The organism is Bacillus cereus group sp. BfR-BA-01310, from assembly GCF_022664325.1.
Taxonomy (GTDB): domain Bacteria; phylum Bacillota; class Bacilli; order Bacillales; family Bacillaceae_G; genus Bacillus_A; species Bacillus_A paramycoides.
Window position 1 is genome coordinate 380,051 of sequence record NZ_JAKUHD010000002.1, and the last position, 18,738, is coordinate 398,788.

Here is an 18,738-nt window from a genome sequence, read left to right on the forward strand (position 1 = left end):
AATGCTATCCTTTCAGCGTATCCATTTCATCTACATGAACTGTCGTGCGATTACGGTACAAAGCAATCAAAATCGCAAGTCCGACCGCCGCCTCAGCTGCCGCTACAGACATCGTAAACAGCGAAAAAATTTGTCCTGTTAAATTCGGAAACAAACCTAATTTACTAAACGCTACTAAATTTAAATTGGCGGCGTTGAGCATTAATTCAATACAAACCAATACAATTACTGTATTTCGCTTTGTTAAAGCTCCAAATAGGCCGATGCAAAACAAAATAATCGCAAGTGTTAAATACGCAGAAGCTGGAACGCTACTCATGGGAATCCTCCTCCCCCTCATCCTTCTTCGCAAGTATAATTGCGCCAACAAGTGCTACAAGTAAAATAACCGAGGTTAATTCAAATGGAATAATATATTTTGAATAGAGAAGTGTACCGATTTGAAGTGTGTTTTTTTCATGGAGAGGTAAACTTCCTTGTGTGCTTTGATTTGAAAAATCGATATTATTAACAGCGAAATACATAACCGCTCCAAATGCTACAACCGCAAAGAAGATAATCCATTTTCGAAGAGTAAGGCGCGATTCATTTTCCGCGTTATGTTTCGTTAACATAATGCCAAAAATCATAATAATAGTGATTGCACCAGAGTAAATTAAAATTTGTGCAACTCCGATAAATTCAGCTGATAAGAGAAAGTACAAACCTGCAATACTAAGGAACGTAAGCACAAGAGCCAGCATCATATGCATTACTTTCGTTAAGTTCAGCATAAGAACGCCGCCAATAATCGCAGACAAGGATAATATAAAGAAAGCTACAAACTCGCCATTCATGCTTTATTCTCCTTCCTGACGTTCTCGTCATTCTCGTCAAGCCACTGCAAATTTTTAAATAAATCATCACGTGAATACTCTGCGAGTTCAAAATTATTTGTCATTACAATCGCCTCTGTCGGACAAACTTCTGTACATAAATCGCAAAGAATACAAATTTCAAAATTAATATCGTACGTGTCGATAATTTTCCCCTTTTTCGTAGGATCAGGATGTTTTTTTCCTGTTAATTGAATGCAATCTGTCGGACAAATGTTAGAACACTGATTACAAACAATACATTTCTCTGGATAAAACTTTTGAATACCTCGAAAGCGGTCTGGTAATGGCAACGGTTGATTCGGATAATCATAGGTCACCTTTTTCTTACTCAAATTACTAAGCGTATATTTTAAACCTTTAAATAGTCCTTTCATCTCTTACTGGCACCCCCTTCATAGATTAGAAGAATAACTCCTTAATCAATGCCGTTAAGAAAATATTTGCAAGCGCGATTGGCAATAATACTTTCCAGCCAAACTCCATTAACTGGTCACCTCTTATACGTGGAAACGTGACGCGGAACCAAATTAATAGAAAGACCACACTGCTGAATTTCAAAGCAAACCATACAGCACCTGGAATAAATCCGAGGAACATAACTGGGTTCCATCCGCCTAAAAAAAGTACTGTAATTAAAGATGCCATCCCGAAGAAATATACATACTCTGAAAGCATGAAAAATGCCCAGCGAAACCCTGAGTATTCCGTATGGTACCCAGAAACAAGTTCTGACTCAGCTTCCGGTAAATCAAACGGTGTCCTATTTAACTCTGCAACTGCTGCAATTAAGAAAACAACGAAACCGATCGGCTGCGCGAAAATGTACCATACTTTCTCTTGTGCCACTACAATTTCATTCAAATTAAGACTACCAGCTAACAAAACGACGCCAATCACACTCATTACAAGCGGAATCTCATAAGAAATCATTTGCGCCGCCGCACGCATCCCTCCTAAAAGGGAATATTTATTATTTGATGCCCATCCCCCGGTTACGACGCCAATCGTCGTAATTCCAGAAACAGCAATGTAATAAAGTAACCCTACTCCAATATCCGCGAACTGAAATTTATCAGTAAACGGGATAACCGCAAGTACCATAAATGCTGGTGCGAATGCAATAACAGGTGCTAATATAAACAACGGTTTATCCGCGGCTTTCGGAATGCTATCTTCTTTTAATAATAGTTTCAAAACATCAGCTACCGTTTGTAGTAAACCGAATCGGCCCCCAACTTGGTTTGGTCCAATCCGTCCTTGCATAAATCCCATCACTTTCCGTTCTGCCAAAATACCGTATGTAACGAAGCCAAGGACTGCAAATAATAGAAGCACCGCTAATCCGAAAAAAATGAAGAAATTCATCCAGCTTGAAGGTGATTGTAAGAGCGTCTCAATCATTAGCCGTCAACCTCCCCAAGTACAATATCAACCCCACCTAAAATCGTAATTAAATTGGCGATGTTTTCACCTTTCAATAACTTCGGTAAAATTTGCAAATTATAAAAAGACGGTCTGCGAAATTTCAAGCGGTACGGCTCTTTCTTTCCATCACTAGCAATATAGCAACCAATCTCTCCCCGCGGCGATTCTATACGGACGAATGCTTCTCCCTTAGGTGCTTTAATAATTTTCGGCACTTTTGCTATGACGGCTCCATCTTTCGGGAACTGCTCAGCTGCTTGCTCAATAATTTTTAATGACTCCTCAATTTCTTCCATCCGGCAAACGTAGCGATCCCAAGCATCACCCACGCTCCCAACAGGAATATTAAAATCAAAACGATCATAAATAGAGTATGGCTCATCTTTGCGAAGATCCCAGTTTACCCCCGTACACCGCAAATTCGCTCCGCTTAAAGAATATGAAATCGCCTCTTCCGCGTTATATATACCAACGCCTTTCACACGATTTAGGAAAATTTCATTTCCGCTAACAAGGTCGTGATACCCTTCCAATTGCTCTCTCATATACGGAACAAACTCTTTCACCTTTTCAATCCATCCGTCCGGCGCATCCCACTTCACGCCGCCGACCCTCATATAGTTGAAAGTAAGCCGTGCACCGCACAATTCATTTAATAAATTAATAATCATTTCTCGTTCACGAAACGCATACAGAAATGGACTAACTGCTCCTATATCAAGAAGGTTCGTTCCCCACCAAACGAGATGACTCGCAACCCGCCCAAGCTCCATCGCAAGCACCCGTAAATATTCAGCACGCTCTGGAATCTCAAGCCCCATCATCGTCTCTACAGCATGGCAAATGACGTAATTATTCGTCATCGCTGATAGATAGTCCATTCGATCTGTATACGGGATAATTTGCGTATATTGCAGGCTCTCAGCAATCTTTTCTGTCCCGCGATGCAAATATCCAATAACCGGTGTAGCCTCTTTAATAATTTCCCCGTCAATTTTAATTACAAGCCGAAACACACCATGCGTACTCGGGTGCTGCGGCCCTACATTTAAGAGCATTTCTTCCGTACGGATCATAAGCTACACCTCCACATCATACGGTTCATAATCTTTCCTAAGCGGATACCCTACCCAATCATCCGGCATTAAAATGCGAGATAAATTAGGATGACCTTTAAATATAATACCGAGCAAATCATATGCTTCACGTTCCGGCCAATCCGCTCCTTTCCAAAGTGGCGTCACCGATTCTACTTGCGGCGCCTCCCTATCCAGCTTTACCTTCACCGCTACTGACTGTTTCTTTCCATATGAAAATAAATGAACATACACTTCCATATGTGTCACAAAATCCGTCGCATGTAGCTCTGACATATAATCAAAAGCAAGTCCCTCATGGAATCTTAGCAATTCCATCACTTCATAATATTTAGAAGGCTCCACCACAAGAGTTGGAACATCTTTTGAAAGCTTATTAATATAGGAATCTGCTAATGCATATTCTCCTACCTTCTCCTTAACAACCTCCACATAGCGATTTAAATATGGCTGGTTAATTGACGGTTCTTCCTGCTTCGCTTCATCTTCCTTCTTACTTACAGCTCCCTTTGCTCTTGCAGCTGCAGCCGCTTTCGCCTTCGCTGCTGCAATGGCCTTTGCTTTTTCATCTCCAGAATCCCCATCACCTTGTGAGGCTTTCTGCTTCGCTAACGCCGCTGCTTTCGCTTTTGCGGCTGCTACAGCTTTCGCTTTGGCTTTTTCTTCGTCCGATACTTCTTCGCTTCCTTCTCTCTTCTGCTTCGCCAATGCCGCTGCTTTCGCTTTTGCGGCTGCTGCGGCTTTCGCCTTCGCTTTGGCTTTTTCTTCGTCTGGTACTTCTTCGCTTCCTTCTCTCTTCTGCTTCGCCAATGCCGCTGCTTTCGCTTTTGCGGCTGCTACAGCTTTCGCCTTCGCTTTGGCTTTTTCTTCGTCGGGTACTTCTTCGTTTCCTTCTCTCTTCTGCTTCGCCAATGCCGCTGCTTTCGCTTTTGCGGCTGCTGCGGCTAGACGTTTCGCTTCTTCTACATCAATCTCCTTATTTTTTGGTAGCGCTTTCTCTTTTTCTCGATATTCTCCTTCAAGTTTAGACATTTCCTCGCCATGCTTCGCGGCCAGTCGTTTTCGGGCCTCCTCTTTCGCATGTCTAGCTGCCTCTCTTTTCATATCCTCTAAATCTTTATTTGGATCACTCATTTATTCGTCACCTGCTTCCCAGTCTTCGCCTCGTAACGAATTTTCTCTTTCAATTTATTGATTCCATAAATTAAAGCTGCAGGGTTCGGAGGACATCCTGGAATATACACATCAACTGGTACGATTTGATCTACACCCTTCACAACAGCATACGAATTCACATACGGACCACCAGCTGTTGCACAAGAGCCCATGGCAATTACCCACTTCGGCTCAGGCATTTGATCATATAAACGACGAACAATAGGAGCCATTTTCTTTGTTACTGTTCCTGACACAATCATGACATCCGATTGCCTTGGTGAAGTCCGAAAGAAGGACCCAAATCGATCTAAATCGTAATGCGATGAACCTACTCCCATCATTTCAATTGCACAGCATGCCAGTCCAAATGTCATCGGCCATAAAGAGTTGCTCCGCGCCCATCCCTTCAACTGTTCCAATGTAGAAAAAAAGATATTCCTTTCTAATTCCGCCCGCTCCTGTGGGTGTAATTCCTCAAAATTTATAACCATTGTAACACCTTCTTTTTCCAAGCATACGCTAATCCAACCAACAACATCACAACAAAAATGAGCATTTCAATCAGTGCAAATAAGCCAAGCTTGTCATATGCAACAGCCCATGGATATAAAAATAAAGTTTCTACATCAAAGATGACAAACAATAAAGCGAAAATATAATAACGAGCATGAAACCGAATATTCGCATCATGAAAAGGCTCAATTCCACTCTCATACGTCGTTGCTTTCGCTGCACTCGGTTTATTTGGACGCAGCATTTTTCCTAATGTAAGAGCCACTACCGGCAGCAATATACCTAATAGCAAGAAAATCAAAACGATCATATAACTATTTTCATATACACTTGCCATTGTGAAACCCTCCCCCCTGAATTAAGAACAAGTTCACATAGTAAACAATATGTCTTACTTGCATCATTTATTATTTTTAAATTTTTCTAAATAATGCAACTATTTTAATCATTATAGCAAACTTCAAATTCCTATGTCGATATATTGGGAACAGAAACAACAATTAATAATTACTAAGAAAATCTATTATTACAACTCATTATAAATGTGTAAAATAAACATAGAAATGATATATGTTTTGCAAACAATCCTAAAAAACATAAAATACAAAAGATGGTTTATATGTATATACAGTGGGTGATATAAATGAAAAAACAAACACATGTAAGTATTCTTATAAGCATTTCATTGTTGTATATGGCTATTCATTACATATCAATGTCCTTTTTATATGAATATTCACTTCCATTTCAAATATTAACTGGAATAAGTACCATATTAATTGATATTACAGTTTGTAGTTATATATTTTATTTTTCGAATATAAAACAAGGGTTATCTCGTTTGTTTTGGATAATATTAACTATCGGATCCTTCTCTTATTTCATCGGTGATATAGTAGTTACTTATCAACGCTTAATTTTGCATGACTACTTTACATTCGTTGATCCATCCGACTTTTTTTACTTATTATTTTTAATTAGTTTTGCATTTGCCTTTCTATATGAAATTATTTATAACCGAGACTTATTGGAACAGCTTTTTACGATATGTGATATTTGCATTATTGTTACAGCTCAATTTACTTTAAGTTACTATTTGCTCATTGAACGGACCATTCATATTTTTACAACGTCATATATCGACATATTTGTTCAACTCACTTATCCAATGGCTGATTTGCTCTTCCTTTTAATAGGAATCAACCTTTTATTCCGACCACTAGCTCTATTACCAAAACCGGTTGGAGCTCTTCTCAGTAGTTCTTTAATTTTGTATGCTACTACGGACGCTATTTATGCTTATATAAAATACTTCATACCAGAATACTCTATGTTCACCGCTGCTCCGTTATATCAAGTGACCTTAGTAATGGTAGCAATCGCTTGTATACTTCATACAAAAGAGCCTGAGAAACAAGAACAAGTACTACTAACGCCTCAAGTCGGTGAATCAATCCGATTATCGTTACCGTATTTTTCTGTAGTGGCACTTATTGTTTTTATATTAGCCGAAAACGTTTTTGCACCTATTGTAGTAATTGGGCTTATGTTAACTTTCTTCTTCGTTCTCATACGCCATATGTTAGTTCGAAGACAAAATAAAGTATTATTACTAGCACAAATGCAGTTCAATTCGGAACTCGAGAAGCAAATTGAACTACGTACAGAAGATTTAGTAGAACAAAAAAATGAGTTATATCATAATCAGCAAATGTTTAAATCTTTATACGAACATCATCCAGACCCAATTTTCACATTAGATTTATACGGTAATTTTCTTAATGTAAACAACGCTGGAACTACTTTACTCGGTTATCAAACGAATGAATTATTAAATCAGCCATACTACTCACTTATGTATGAAGAAGATTTGGAAGAAATTATTACTGCCTTTCATCACGTGAAAAAAGGGAAATCTATTTCTTTAGAAATACGGGCATATCATAAAAATAGAGATATTTACTACTTGAATGTGACAGCTGTTCCCATCTTTTTAAAGGAACATATTTCTGGAGTTTATTTAATGATTAAAGATATTACAGAAGCTAAGCAGCAACAAGAACAAATTAATTTCCTAGCATATCATGACACATTAACTGAACTTGCAAATCGCCGTTCGTTTCATCAACAATTGGAAAAAGCAATTATACGAGCAAAAACATCAAAAAGGCCTTTCGCTGTTATGTTTCTCGATTTAGACCGCTTTAAAGTTATTAACGATACTCTCGGCCATCGAATAGGAGACCTACTTTTAATTGCTGTAGCAAAAAGGCTAGAACGAATATCGACACCCAATATGAAACTTGCTCGGTTAGCTGGGGATGAGTTCACAATTCTAATAGAAGATTATAAAAAAGATAAAGATGTACAAAAAATAGCTGATATGATTGTAGTATCTATGAATGAACCATTCGAAATTGAAAATCAACATTTACAAATCTCGTCAAGTATCGGGATTGCCATATACCCTGAAGCAGGCGAAGATCCGTTGTCTATTTTGCAACATGCTGATATGGCCATGTACGAAGCAAAAAACAAAGGGAAGAATGGTAGCTCGCTTTATACAAAAGAACTATATAAAAAAATGGAACGAAAAGCCCGAATCGAAAAAGATTTACCACTCGCTTTAGTAAATAAAGAATTCTTTCTCGTCTATCAACCACAAGTTGATATTACAACGAATAAGGTCATTGGTGCCGAAGCTTTAATACGCTGGAAGCATCCTCTTTTAGGTGAAATTTCACCGTGTGAATTCGTTCCAATTGTAGAAGAGACTCCGCAAGTCATACCGCTCGGTCATTGGGTGTTACGAGAGTCTTGCCGCCAACTAAAACTATGGCAGACCCTTGGCTACAAAGATTTAAAGATGAGCGTTAACTTATCAGCAAAAGAGTTTCAACAAGATCAGTTACTCGAAAATATTGCACACATACTAAAAGACGTTGGTGTTGATCCTAAATATGTAATACTTGAATTAACAGAACGAATTGCAATGATTGATGAAAAAGAAACGTTATTAAGACTAAAACAATTAAAAGAGTATGGCATTCAAACATCTATTGATGACTTCGGTACCGGGTACTCTTCTCTTGCATATTTGTCGATTTTCCCTATCGATACATTAAAAGTGCCAAGAGAATTTACACAACTAGCCGATCATCGGGCCGAGGAAAGGGCCATTGTTTCAACCATTCTCTCTCTTGCAAACACTTTAAACCTCTCTGTCGTTGCCGAAGGAATTGAAACAGAAAAACAACTTAAATTTTTACAAAAAAATAACTGTAGATATATGCAAGGTTACTATTTCAGTAAACCGTTAGGCAGTAAACAGTTTATAAGATTTCTACAAAAAACACCCAGTATGAATAATTAATTCACACTGGGTGCTTTTATAGTACAGGAGTTTTTTTCTCATAGTATTCTTCTGCAATTTCTTTATAAAACGCTGCTTTCGTTGTATAAAAATATGGAGTTAACCATAAGAATCCAATTCCTATTGTAATAACACTTAATATAAACCAACCAATAAAACTTAAACATAATATGAAATACTCCATTTTATGCCCATTCATCATACGACGGCTTTCTGTAATGGCTTGGTTCATTGAATACTCAGGATGATCATTTAAAATAAAATATGTCATCGCATAAGAGAACGATTTAATAATGCCTGGAATAATGAAAAGTAAAGACCATAAAATAAGATAAATATTGACCAACAAATATACTAAAAATGACTTTATAAATTTATTACCTTCTGTAAACCATCTGAATAGCTGTCCAATACGAACTTCTTTTTCACGAATGATATGTAGCGCTAAATAATAGCCTCCTAGCGTCAATGGACCAACCAGAAACATTGTAATAATGTCTAGCGAAAGTGATTTATTCGCTTCTTCCCAGCCCCACGCTTGCGAAAAAACAAACTGAATACTAAAACCAAAAGCTGATGTAAGAACCCATATAAGTAATGTAGCCCCTACGCCTAATCCCCATTTTCCTTCTAGAGAATCTAGTGCTTCTCCTTTTAAATCACCAATCATAATTAGAGCCTCCTATACGTAATAATTCTATTAGTATAGCACGTTCCTACTGCAATTCACCTTTTGAAATGTAGCGATAAAAATGCGCTGTCGTTGTACCCATATATGGACTAAGCCAAAGAAATCCTATTCCAAATGTAAAAATCGCTAAAATAGCCCATCCTATGAAGCTAAGCCATAAAAGAAATAGATCTAGCTTATGTCCCTTCATAAAGTTCTTACTTTCTTTCATCGCCTGTGAAACGCTATAATCTGGATTTTCAATCATAACATAATACGTCATCGCATAAGAAAAATACATCACAATCATTACAACGACCGAAATAGCTAATAATACGAAGAAAGCAATTGTTAACGATACATTCCCTTCCTCACCAAAAAACGCGAATAAACTTATTAATAGCATCGGAATCCACGTACCTGTATATAATAAAATTGCAAGCATAGCCCACATTGTTTTCATCATTCTCTTAAAGCCACGAAATCCTTCAAATAAATAATCTACTCTAGCATCGTCTCTTTTACTAATTTGTAGCAACACATTCGTATAACCGTATGATGTAATACCATAAGATGCATTACTCAAAATCATCATTATGCAATAAAGAATTCCAAATGTAATACCTGCCCCAATTGACATCGTTCCCTCTTCAATTGAACCAGTTAAAATAGTAACTACGAAAAATATAATAATTCCTGGAATTAAAAGTATAAGCATTGCAGCCATTGAAACAACATAGCTTAGAATCAAATGTAAAATCGTTGATCCAACACCTAGTCCCCATTTTCCCTTTAAAGAGTGCAATGCTTCTTGCTTCATTTCACCGATCATTGATTCATCTCCTTTATAAAATATAAATTGTTATATATTATCTACTTATACAAGCAATAATATAATTATACCAATTTTGTTAGTTTATTCTATCTGTTTAATTCATTTTCGGCATTTAAGTAGAACACAGCTATGCATAACAAAAAACTAACCTGCAGTTCTTTTCATTTATATCCATAAAAAAAACGTAAAGGCGAGGCCTTTACGTTTTTTTACTTCATATCGGAAACGTTTAAACGGTTCACAGCACGCTGCAAAGCCATTTCTGCACGTCTAAAGTCAACATGTGCTTGTTTATCTTGCATACGTTGCTCAGCACGACGCTTCGCTTCATTTGCACGATGGATATCAATATGGTTTGCTTCTTCAGCAGATGATGATAATATAGTTACTTTATCTGGACGAACTTCGATAAAGCCACCGCTTACTGCTACATAATCAGTGTGTCCACCATTTTTCAGACGAACTGCACTAATTTTTAATGGTGCAACAGTCGGAATGTGACCTGGTAAGATCCCCATTTCCCCACTCTCTGCTTTTACACTTACCATTTCTACTTCTTTTTCGTAAACCGGTCCATCAGGAGTTACAATACTGACTGGAAATGTCTTCATAATTCGTCCCTCCTAAGGCCTTACGCCATCATTTTCTTCGCGTTTTCAATAACTTCTTCAATGCTACCAACAAGACGGAATGCATCTTCTGGAAGGTCATCATATTTTCCTTCTAGAATTTCTTTGAAACCACTAACTGTATTTTTTACAGGTACGTAAGAACCTTTTTGACCTGTAAACTGCTCCGCTACGTGGAAGTTTTGTGATAAGAAGAATTGAATACGACGAGCACGATGTACAACTAACTTATCTTCTTCAGATAACTCATCCATACCTAAGATAGCGATGATATCTTGAAGCTCTTTATAACGCTGTAAAGTTTGCTGTACTTGACGAGCTACTTCATAATGCTCTTCTCCTACGATTTCTGGAGAAAGTGCACGAGATGTAGATGCTAATGGATCTACGGCTGGGTAAATACCCATTTGTGTTAAACGACGCTCTAAGTTTGTTGTTGCATCTAAGTGAGCGAACGTTGTAGCTGGTGCTGGGTCAGTATAGTCATCGGCTGGTACATATACCGCTTGGATAGACGTGATAGACCCTTTATTTGTAGATGTAATACGCTCTTGTAATTGACCCATTTCTGTTGCAAGTGTTGGCTGGTAACCTACCGCAGATGGCATACGACCAAGAAGGGCAGATACTTCAGAACCTGCTTGCGTGAAACGGAAGATGTTATCGATGAACAGTAGTACGTCTTGTCCTTGCTCATCACGGAAATGCTCAGCCATTGTTAAACCTGTTAATGCAACACGTTGACGTGCTCCAGGTGGCTCGTTCATTTGTCCGAATACCATCGCAGTTTTCTTAATTACGCCAGAATCGCTCATTTCGTGGTATAAGTCGTTACCTTCACGAGTACGCTCACCTACACCGGCGAATACAGAGATACCACCGTGTTCTTGTGCGATGTTGTTAATTAATTCCTGAATTAATACTGTTTTACCTACACCGGCACCACCGAATAGACCGATCTTACCACCCTTAATGTAAGGAGCAAGTAAGTCTACTACTTTAATACCAGTTTCAAGAATTTCTACTTTAGTAGATAATTCTTCGAATGCAGGTGCTTGACGGTGAATTGGATCACGACGTACATCCGCAGGAACTTCACCATCTAAGTCAATTGCATCACCTAATACGTTGAATACACGACCAAGTGTTACATCACCAACTGGTACAGAGATTGCTTTACCAGTATCCTCTACTTCTGTGCCACGAACAAGTCCATCTGTGGAAGACATCGCAACTGTACGAACTGTATCATCACCTAAATGAAGTGCAACTTCAAATGTTAAGTTAATGTTTGCTCCGTTTTCGTTGCTTTGTTTTACCGTAAGGGCGTTGTAGATTTCTGGTAGCTTTCCGCCATCAAACTTAACGTCTACAACCGGACCCATGATTTGCGTAACGCGCCCTTTATTCATCGGGTTCCCTCCTAGCTTTCTTTTAATTAGCCAGCTTTCTAAGAGAAGTCGGCTTTTAATTTTTATTAGTTTAGCTTACGCGGTTCTCCTGAAAGAACCGCTTCCGCTTTTTATTACTATTCTAACGCTGCTGCTCCACCAACGATTTCCGTAATCTCTTGCGTAATCGCTGCTTGACGCGCACGGTTGAATGAAAGTGTAAGTGAATCGATAACTTCCATTGCGTTGTCTGTAGCACTCTTCATTGCTGTCATACGCGCCGCGTGCTCACTTGCTTTACCGTCTAGTAATGCACCGTACACTAAGCTTTCTGCGTATTGTGGCAATAATACTTTTAAAATTTCTTCTTCAGAAGGTTCGAATTCATAAGCTGTCGTCGGTTTGTCAGACGCCACATCCGTAAGCGGTAAAATTTTATTTTCCGTTACTTCTTGTGAAATTTTACTTACATAATGATTGTAGTAAATATACAGCTCATCATAAGCACCATCTGCGAACATCGCAATTGCTCGAGAAGCAATATCTTTAATATCAGTAAATGATGGGTGGTCAGATAATCCAACTACTTCATCAATAATGTTAAAGCCGCGACGTTTTAAATAATCACGTCCTAGTCGTCCAAGCACAATAATCGAATATTGGTTTGAATCCATATTATGACGTTCACGAATTACGTTACTTACTGTACGTAATACGTTACTGTTATAACCACCTGCTAGTCCGCGATCAGATGTAATAACGATGTATCCTGTACGCTTTACAGGACGCGCATTTAGCATTGGGTGATTAATCCCTTTACTTCCTTGCGCAATGCTCGCTACTACTTCTTGAATCTTTTCCATATACGGAACGAAAGATTTAGCATTTTGCTCTGCACGGTTTAACTTAGATGCAGATACCATCTCCATCGCTTTCGTAATTTGACTCGTTTTCTTTGTCGAGTTAATCTTCGCTTTTATATCGCGTAAAGATGCCACAGGTTTTCACCACCTTTTTTCCGGAAGTTGGCACGATTAGTAAGAATCCTCTTCCTAATCTAGGTTGCAAGATATTCTTGCTCATGATTGAAGGAAAAGAATAGGTGCACCTACTCTTTTCCTTTACATAACCGTCAGCAATCTCAAAACTTGAGATGCCTTTTTATATTATCTAGCTCCAGCGGCCCTAAAGAGCCGCTGGAGCTTTTATTTATTACTCAGAAGCTACGAATACTTTTTTAAATCCGTTAATTGCTGCTGCAAATTTGTCGTCATCCGCAAGTTTCTTAGTTGTGCGGATTTCACTTAATAAGTCAGCTGCATTTGAATCTAACCAAGCATGGAATTCTTCTTCGAAACGAGTGATATCTACTACTGGGATATCATCTAGGAATCCACGTGTTAAAGCGTAAAGAATGATAACTTGTTTCTCTACACGTAACGGTTTGTGTAATCCTTGTTTTAATACTTCAACTGTACGAGCACCACGGTTTAATTTCGCTTGTGTTGCTTTATCAAGGTCAGAACCGAACTGAGCGAACGCTTCTAACTCACGGTAAGATGCAAGATCAAGACGAAGTGTACCTGATACTTTACTCATTGCTTTAATCTGAGCAGATCCACCAACACGAGATACAGAAGTACCTGCATCGATCGCTGGACGTACACCAGAGAAGAATAAGTCAGATTGTAAGAAGATCTGTCCGTCCGTAATAGAAATTACGTTTGTTGGGATGTAAGCTGATACGTCCCCTGCTTGTGTTTCGATGAAAGGTAGTGCAGTTAAAGAACCGCCGCCTCTTGCATCACTTAATTTTGCTGCACGCTCTAATAAACGAGAATGTAAGTAGAATACATCCCCTGGATATGCTTCACGACCTGGAGGACGACGTAATAGTAATGAAAGCTCACGGTAAGCTGCCGCTTGTTTTGATAAGTCATCATATACTACTAATACGTGTTTACCATTGTACATGAACTCTTCACCCATTGTTACACCAGCATAAGCAGCTAGGTATAATAATGGAGCTGGTTGAGAAGCTGATGCTGTTACAACGATTGTGTAATCTAATGCACCGTGCTTACGTAGTGTTTCTACTACGTTACGTACAGTTGATTCTTTTTGTCCGATAGCTACATAGATACAAATCATATCTTCATCTTTTTGGTTAATGATTGTATCAAGTGCAACTGCTGTTTTACCTGTTTGACGGTCACCAATGATTAACTCACGTTGACCACGGCCAATTGGTACAAGAGCATCGATCGCTTTAATACCTGTTTGAAGTGGCTCATGAACAGATTTACGATCCATTACACCTGGTGCTGGACTTTCGATTGGACGAGTGTTTGTTGTATTGATTGGGCCTAAACCATCAACTGGTTGACCTAATGGGTTTACAACACGACCGATTAGTTCTTTTCCTACTGGTACTTGCATGATGCGACCAGTACGACGAACTTCGTCACCTTCACGGATTTCTGTGTAAGGTCCTAAGATAATGATACCTACGTTGTTTTCTTCTAAGTTTTGTGCTAGTCCCATAACGCCGTTAGAGAACTCTACAAGTTCACCAGCCATAACGTTATCAAGACCATGAGCACGCGCGATACCGTCACCAACTTGGATAACTGTACCAACATCACTAACTTCGATTTCAGACTGGTAGTTCTCGATTTGTTGCTTTATCAGTGCGCTAATTTCTTCAGCTCTGATGCTCATGTGCTTCACCCCTATCTATTCTTCATTAATTCACGCTGAATACGTGCTAATTTTCCTTGTAAACTTCCGTCATAAATGCGATTTCCAATACGTACTTTAATGCCGCCTAGTAAATCTTCATCTACAACATTTTTCACGCGAATTGCATCTCTTCCCGTTTTCTTTGCAAATACTTCTGCAATGTTAAGCTTCTCTTCTTCTGATAGAAGACGAATAGAATATACAGTTGCATCCGCTACGTTACGTTCTTCATTAGCAAGAACAACATATTCATCTGCAATTTCAGGTAAGATATCAATGCGCTTGTTATCAATTAAAATGTATAACGTATTTAAAATAGATTCAGAAACAGATGAGAATACGTTTGAAAGAAACGTTTTCTTCTGCTCTTTTGAAATGTTCGGTTGTGTTAAAAAGCTATGTAGTTCTCCGTTCTTTACATAAACGTTTTGTACAAGGCGTAATTCCTCTTCAAACATTTCTAATACGTGTTTTTCTTTTGCAATTTTAAAAAGAGCGACAGCATAACGTTTTGCTACAATCCCATTGCTCATCGCGCTTCTCCTACTTCTTTAATATAATCGCGAATTAACTTCACTTGATCTTCTTCTTTTAATTCTTTTTCAATTACTTTAGAAGCAATTTGAACAGATAAAGAAGCGACTTGTTCTTGTAAAGCAGCAATCGCTTGCTCTTTTTCGCGTTGAATTTCTTGTACAGCAGATGCTTTAATTGATTCTGCTTCTTCTTTCGCAGCAGCAACAATAACATCTTTTTGATCTACAGCTTGTTTTTTCGCTCTTTCGATTAACTCTTGTGCTTCAACACGTGATTGTTTTAACATTTCACGTTGTTCTTCTACTAATTTTTTCGCTTCTGCATTACTTCTTTCAGCAGCGTCGATTTCATTAGTAACATGCTCTTCACGTTCTTTCATAATGCCCATTAAAGGACCCCACGCAAATTTGCGTAACATTACTAATAAAACTAGGAACACGAATAGTGTATAAGCAATCGTTCCATACGGAATGGCAGCTCCTAATAATAAAGTTGGCACAAGGATTCACTCCCTTCGAGATTTCTAAATTGACTATATGAAAAAAAAGACATATATTTCGTTCATAAAGCAATGGCGAAGAAAGTTCGGAAAAACACTCTTCGCCATCTATGTAAGGGGAGTCTCCCTTATTTGTTCATTACGATGAATGCAATAACTACACCGATGATTGGAAGTGCCTCAACTAAAGCAACCCCGATGAACATAATTGTTTGAAGTGCGCCTTTTAATTCTGGTTGACGAGCAACACCTTCGATTGTACGTGATACGATAAGACCGTTACCAATACCTGCACCTAATGCTGATAAACCAATTGCAATTGCAGCTGCGATTACACCTAAACTCATTTAATTTGTCCTCCTTTGTATTATAAAAAAATTAATTTTTTCTTACTTAAATTATATTAATGGTCGTGGCTTACTTTATGAGCCATATAAACCATCGTTAACATTACGAAAATAAATGCCTGGATTGAACCAACGAATACACTGAATCCCATCCATGCTAACATCGGTACAAGTGCACCTAATGCACCAAGGAACGATGCTCCACCTAACTTAGCAAGTAATCCTAATAAGATTTCACCCGCGTAAATGTTACCAAATAAACGAAGACCTAACGTTAATGTGTTAGCAAACTCCTCAATAACCTTTAATGGGAATAAGAATTTCATAGGTTGGAAATAACCTTTAACGTATTCTTTCGTACCCTTCATCTTAATTCCATAATAATGGGTGAGGGTAACTACCATCACGGCTAATGTTAATGTAACTGCTGGATCAGACGTTGGTGATTTCCACCATGCAATATGTTCGCCAGCTTCAACTGCTGAATACATGAATGGTAAACCAAGGAAGTTCGATACGAAGATAAACATGATAAGCGTAACGCCAAGCGTTAAGAAACGTCCACCTGTTTTCCAGTCCATCGTACTATTGATAATCCCTTTCACGAAGTCAAACACCCATTCCATGAAGTTTTGCATTCCTGTTGGGCGAAGAGCTAAGCTGCGAGTTCCGATAACAGCGATTAAGAAAACAATAACTGCTGCTACAGTAACCATCATAACTGATGACAAATCGAACGTTAAACCTAGAAATTCAACTAATTTACCGTGTTCCACTAGTAATTCACCTCTCTTCCCTGCTCTTATACTCTAAATAAAGAAAATCTATGATCATGACAAGATATCCTGTCAGCAATCCTACACCTAAGCCCCACATCGCAATTAACTCTTGATATTTGGCTGCAAATAAAATTAATAACCCAATCGTGGCGAATCTTGAATATGTACTTACCGCTGTCGCCTTAAACTTCACGTTTTCTCCCTTTGTTACGCGATCTAGTAGCTTGTCTGTTCTACGTGCAATGATGCGCAAACTAAGAAAACTGAAAATCGTCCCGATAATCAGCCCAAGAAATACATCCTTGTAAGAGGTAAATCCCCATCCTAGCACTAGAAGCGCAAGCAAGTAGTACATATATTTCTTTTGTCTTTGGACAAGTCCATGTACGTCTATCATCATTGCTCTCCCGAATAGTAATGTCGAATGAGTCGAATCATTGCGTATACCCCTGTTCCTAACCCGAGTAATAACCCTATAATAAGAAACAATGGAAACGTTCCAACCTTATTATCAATCCATTGCCCACCAAAGATTCCAACAAGAATAGAACCGACTAACTGAGCAAGAATTCCTGACATTAAAGCATAAGCTTTTATATGGCTGCGATCGTTTTTTTGCAAGGATTCATCCCTCCAATATGTAACCCTCATTCACGATGTGTTAATAATAACTCATTTTTTTGCATAAATCCTATACAAAATAAAAAGTTTACATTTTCGTCACGGAATAGATGTAATTTTGTCACTGAAAGCCCTACCATCTATCCCCGTTGTTAGCATACAATAGGGTATTAACAGTGTCAACGAGAAATCGTAAAAAATCAAAAAATTTGAGTATTAGGTATTTCCTCCCAAAAATGAAAACGTTCCCCTTCTAAATACTGGTTAGAGATATGCGATTTCTAGCAGTTTTCTCTTTATAATAGAAGAAAATGTTCACAACTTTGTCACTATTATATTTTTAAGATATAATGCTTTCCTTCCATAATATAGTGTTCTTTAGACGTAAGACTTCTATATTATATGATATATATATGCAACTTATGTTGCATATACGCTGTATATTTATCTCCCCTCCCCCGCCCCCTGGGGAGTACAAAAAAAGACGAGAGGGGAATCCCCCTCTCGTCTGTTGTCTTACTTCGTTCCGAATAAACGGTCACCAGCATCACCAAGGCCTGGAACTACATAACCATGGTCATTTAATTTTTCATCTAATGCTGCTACATAAATATCAACATCAGGATGCTCTTCTTGTACTACCTTTACTCCTTCTGGAGCAGCTACGATACACATTAATTTAATTTGTTTCGCACCGCGCTTTTTCAGAGAATTAATTGCTTCAGCTGCAGAACCACCTGTAGCTAACATCGGATCTAGTACGATAAAGTCACGCTCTTCTACATCCGTTGGAAGTTTCACATAGTATTCTACCGGTTGCAATGTTTTAGGGTCACGGTATAAACCAACGTGTCCTACTTTTGCTGCTGGAATTAATTTCAGAATTCCATCAACCATTCCTAAACCTGCACGTAAAATCGGAATTAAACCAAGTTTTTTACCAGCGATCACTTTTGTTGTTGCTTTGCTTACAGGTGTTTCAATTTCAATGTCCTTAAGTGGAAGGTCGCGAGTAATTTCGAAAGCCATTAAGCTTGCTACTTCGTCCACTAATTCACGAAAATCTTTCGTACCTGTATTCTTATCGCGAATATATGTAATCTTATGTTGAATTAACGGGTGATCAAATACATACAGTTTTCCCATGTGAATCTCTCCTTTAGATGATATTCATGCGTTTTCACACGCTTTTTTGCACTATTTACGATTGTAAAGAAAACGCTACTAATATTCAAGGGCAAATT

Annotated in this window: 23 protein-coding genes; 1 reads left to right on the forward strand and 22 read right to left on the reverse strand. The window is 38.3% G+C overall.

The window, feature by feature from the left end:
- Positions 1 to 4: 4 nt before the first annotated feature.
- Genes nuoK through nuoA form a run of 8 tightly spaced genes read right to left on the reverse strand, consistent with a single transcriptional unit; the run spans position 5 to position 5,408 of the window.
- The gene (nuoK, locus tag MR109_RS06975; protein WP_002174335.1) at positions 5 to 319 is read right to left on the reverse strand and encodes an NADH-quinone oxidoreductase subunit NuoK; all 315 of its coding nucleotides are present in this window, start codon (positions 317 to 319) and stop codon (positions 5 to 7) included.
- Positions 312 to 836: an NADH-quinone oxidoreductase subunit J gene (locus MR109_RS06980; RefSeq protein ID WP_025147056.1), complete on the reverse strand. Its 525-nt coding sequence runs from the start codon at positions 834 to 836 to the stop codon at positions 312 to 314. The genes nuoK and MR109_RS06980 overlap by 8 nt, the downstream gene beginning before the upstream one ends.
- Complete coding sequence (gene nuoI, locus MR109_RS06985; protein WP_000677191.1) at positions 833 to 1,252, reverse strand: NADH-quinone oxidoreductase subunit NuoI; 420 nt, start codon at positions 1,250 to 1,252, stop codon at positions 833 to 835. Before nuoI ends, MR109_RS06980 begins: the two co-directional genes overlap by 4 nt.
- Before the next feature lie 25 nt (positions 1,253 to 1,277).
- Complete coding sequence (gene nuoH, locus MR109_RS06990) at positions 1,278 to 2,279, reverse strand: NADH-quinone oxidoreductase subunit NuoH (protein ID WP_242271505.1); 1,002 nt, start codon at positions 2,277 to 2,279, stop codon at positions 1,278 to 1,280.
- Positions 2,279 to 3,379, reverse strand: coding sequence for an NADH-quinone oxidoreductase subunit NuoD (gene nuoD, locus MR109_RS06995; RefSeq protein WP_025147054.1), 1,101 nt, complete (start codon positions 3,377 to 3,379; stop codon positions 2,279 to 2,281). Before nuoD ends, nuoH begins: the two co-directional genes overlap by 1 nt.
- A 3-nt stretch (positions 3,380 to 3,382) precedes the next feature.
- A complete protein-coding gene (locus MR109_RS07000; RefSeq protein ID WP_242271508.1) occupies positions 3,383 to 4,534 on the reverse strand; it encodes an NADH-quinone oxidoreductase subunit C in 1,152 nt (383 codons plus the stop codon).
- The gene (gene nuoB, locus MR109_RS07005) at positions 4,531 to 5,049 is read right to left on the reverse strand and encodes an NADH-quinone oxidoreductase subunit NuoB (RefSeq protein ID WP_000236333.1); all 519 of its coding nucleotides are present in this window, start codon (positions 5,047 to 5,049) and stop codon (positions 4,531 to 4,533) included. Before nuoB ends, MR109_RS07000 begins: the two co-directional genes overlap by 4 nt.
- Positions 5,040 to 5,408: an NADH-quinone oxidoreductase subunit NuoA gene (nuoA, locus tag MR109_RS07010; protein WP_000179270.1), complete on the reverse strand. Its 369-nt coding sequence runs from the start codon at positions 5,406 to 5,408 to the stop codon at positions 5,040 to 5,042. Before nuoA ends, nuoB begins: the two co-directional genes overlap by 10 nt.
- A 306-nt stretch (positions 5,409 to 5,714) precedes the next feature.
- Between nuoA and MR109_RS07015 the strand changes: the two genes are divergently transcribed.
- On the forward strand, positions 5,715 to 8,444 hold the full coding sequence (locus tag MR109_RS07015) for a putative bifunctional diguanylate cyclase/phosphodiesterase (protein ID WP_242271509.1): 2,730 nt from the start codon (positions 5,715 to 5,717) through the stop codon (positions 8,442 to 8,444).
- 16 nt (positions 8,445 to 8,460) lie between these two features.
- On the opposite strand, the gene MR109_RS07020 is transcribed toward MR109_RS07015, so the two are convergent.
- From MR109_RS07020 to upp, 14 genes are all read right to left on the reverse strand, one after another.
- Positions 8,461 to 9,114, reverse strand: a complete 654-nt coding sequence (locus MR109_RS07020; protein ID WP_242271510.1) for a DUF975 family protein — start codon at positions 9,112 to 9,114, stop codon at positions 8,461 to 8,463.
- Positions 9,115 to 9,160: 46 nt separating this feature from the next.
- On the reverse strand, positions 9,161 to 9,946 hold the full coding sequence (locus tag MR109_RS07025; RefSeq protein ID WP_242271513.1) for a DUF975 family protein: 786 nt from the start codon (positions 9,944 to 9,946) through the stop codon (positions 9,161 to 9,163).
- 212 nt (positions 9,947 to 10,158) lie between these two features.
- On the reverse strand, positions 10,159 to 10,560 hold the full coding sequence (atpC, locus tag MR109_RS07030; protein ID WP_098250863.1) for a F0F1 ATP synthase subunit epsilon: 402 nt from the start codon (positions 10,558 to 10,560) through the stop codon (positions 10,159 to 10,161).
- A gap of 20 nt (positions 10,561 to 10,580) precedes the next feature.
- Positions 10,581 to 11,990, reverse strand: a complete 1,410-nt coding sequence (atpD, locus tag MR109_RS07035) for a F0F1 ATP synthase subunit beta (RefSeq protein ID WP_048374855.1) — start codon at positions 11,988 to 11,990, stop codon at positions 10,581 to 10,583.
- Between the two features lie 116 nt (positions 11,991 to 12,106).
- Positions 12,107 to 12,967, reverse strand: a complete 861-nt coding sequence (gene atpG, locus MR109_RS07040; protein ID WP_242271514.1) for a F0F1 ATP synthase subunit gamma — start codon at positions 12,965 to 12,967, stop codon at positions 12,107 to 12,109.
- Between the two features lie 214 nt (positions 12,968 to 13,181).
- Entirely contained in the window at positions 13,182 to 14,690 is a 1,509-nt protein-coding gene (gene atpA / locus MR109_RS07045; protein WP_002174347.1) for a F0F1 ATP synthase subunit alpha, read from the reverse strand.
- A gap of 11 nt (positions 14,691 to 14,701) precedes the next feature.
- Positions 14,702 to 15,244 carry a F0F1 ATP synthase subunit delta gene (atpH, locus tag MR109_RS07050; protein WP_242271515.1) on the reverse strand — a complete coding sequence of 181 codons (543 nt, stop codon included), beginning with the start codon at positions 15,242 to 15,244 and terminating at the stop codon, positions 14,702 to 14,704.
- Complete coding sequence (gene atpF, locus MR109_RS07055) at positions 15,241 to 15,747, reverse strand: F0F1 ATP synthase subunit B (protein WP_002174349.1); 507 nt, start codon at positions 15,745 to 15,747, stop codon at positions 15,241 to 15,243. The genes atpH and atpF overlap by 4 nt, the downstream gene beginning before the upstream one ends.
- 128 nt (positions 15,748 to 15,875) lie before the next feature.
- Complete coding sequence (gene atpE / locus MR109_RS07060; protein ID WP_000052064.1) at positions 15,876 to 16,094, reverse strand: F0F1 ATP synthase subunit C; 219 nt, start codon at positions 16,092 to 16,094, stop codon at positions 15,876 to 15,878.
- A gap of 56 nt (positions 16,095 to 16,150) precedes the next feature.
- Positions 16,151 to 16,870, reverse strand: a complete 720-nt coding sequence (gene atpB, locus MR109_RS07065; RefSeq protein ID WP_002174350.1) for a F0F1 ATP synthase subunit A — start codon at positions 16,868 to 16,870, stop codon at positions 16,151 to 16,153.
- A 7-nt stretch (positions 16,871 to 16,877) separates the two neighbouring features.
- Positions 16,878 to 17,270 carry an ATP synthase subunit I gene (locus MR109_RS07070; RefSeq protein WP_002174351.1) on the reverse strand — a complete coding sequence of 131 codons (393 nt, stop codon included), beginning with the start codon at positions 17,268 to 17,270 and terminating at the stop codon, positions 16,878 to 16,880.
- The gene (locus tag MR109_RS07075) at positions 17,270 to 17,494 is read right to left on the reverse strand and encodes an AtpZ/AtpI family protein (RefSeq protein WP_001171223.1); all 225 of its coding nucleotides are present in this window, start codon (positions 17,492 to 17,494) and stop codon (positions 17,270 to 17,272) included. Before MR109_RS07075 ends, MR109_RS07070 begins: the two co-directional genes overlap by 1 nt.
- Before the next feature lie 26 nt (positions 17,495 to 17,520).
- Positions 17,521 to 17,634, reverse strand: a complete 114-nt coding sequence (locus tag MR109_RS07080; protein ID WP_000232962.1) for a DUF4024 domain-containing protein — start codon at positions 17,632 to 17,634, stop codon at positions 17,521 to 17,523.
- 376 nt (positions 17,635 to 18,010) lie between these two features.
- On the reverse strand, positions 18,011 to 18,640 hold the full coding sequence (gene upp, locus MR109_RS07085) for a uracil phosphoribosyltransferase (RefSeq protein ID WP_000517539.1): 630 nt from the start codon (positions 18,638 to 18,640) through the stop codon (positions 18,011 to 18,013).
- Positions 18,641 to 18,738 lie beyond the last annotated feature (98 nt).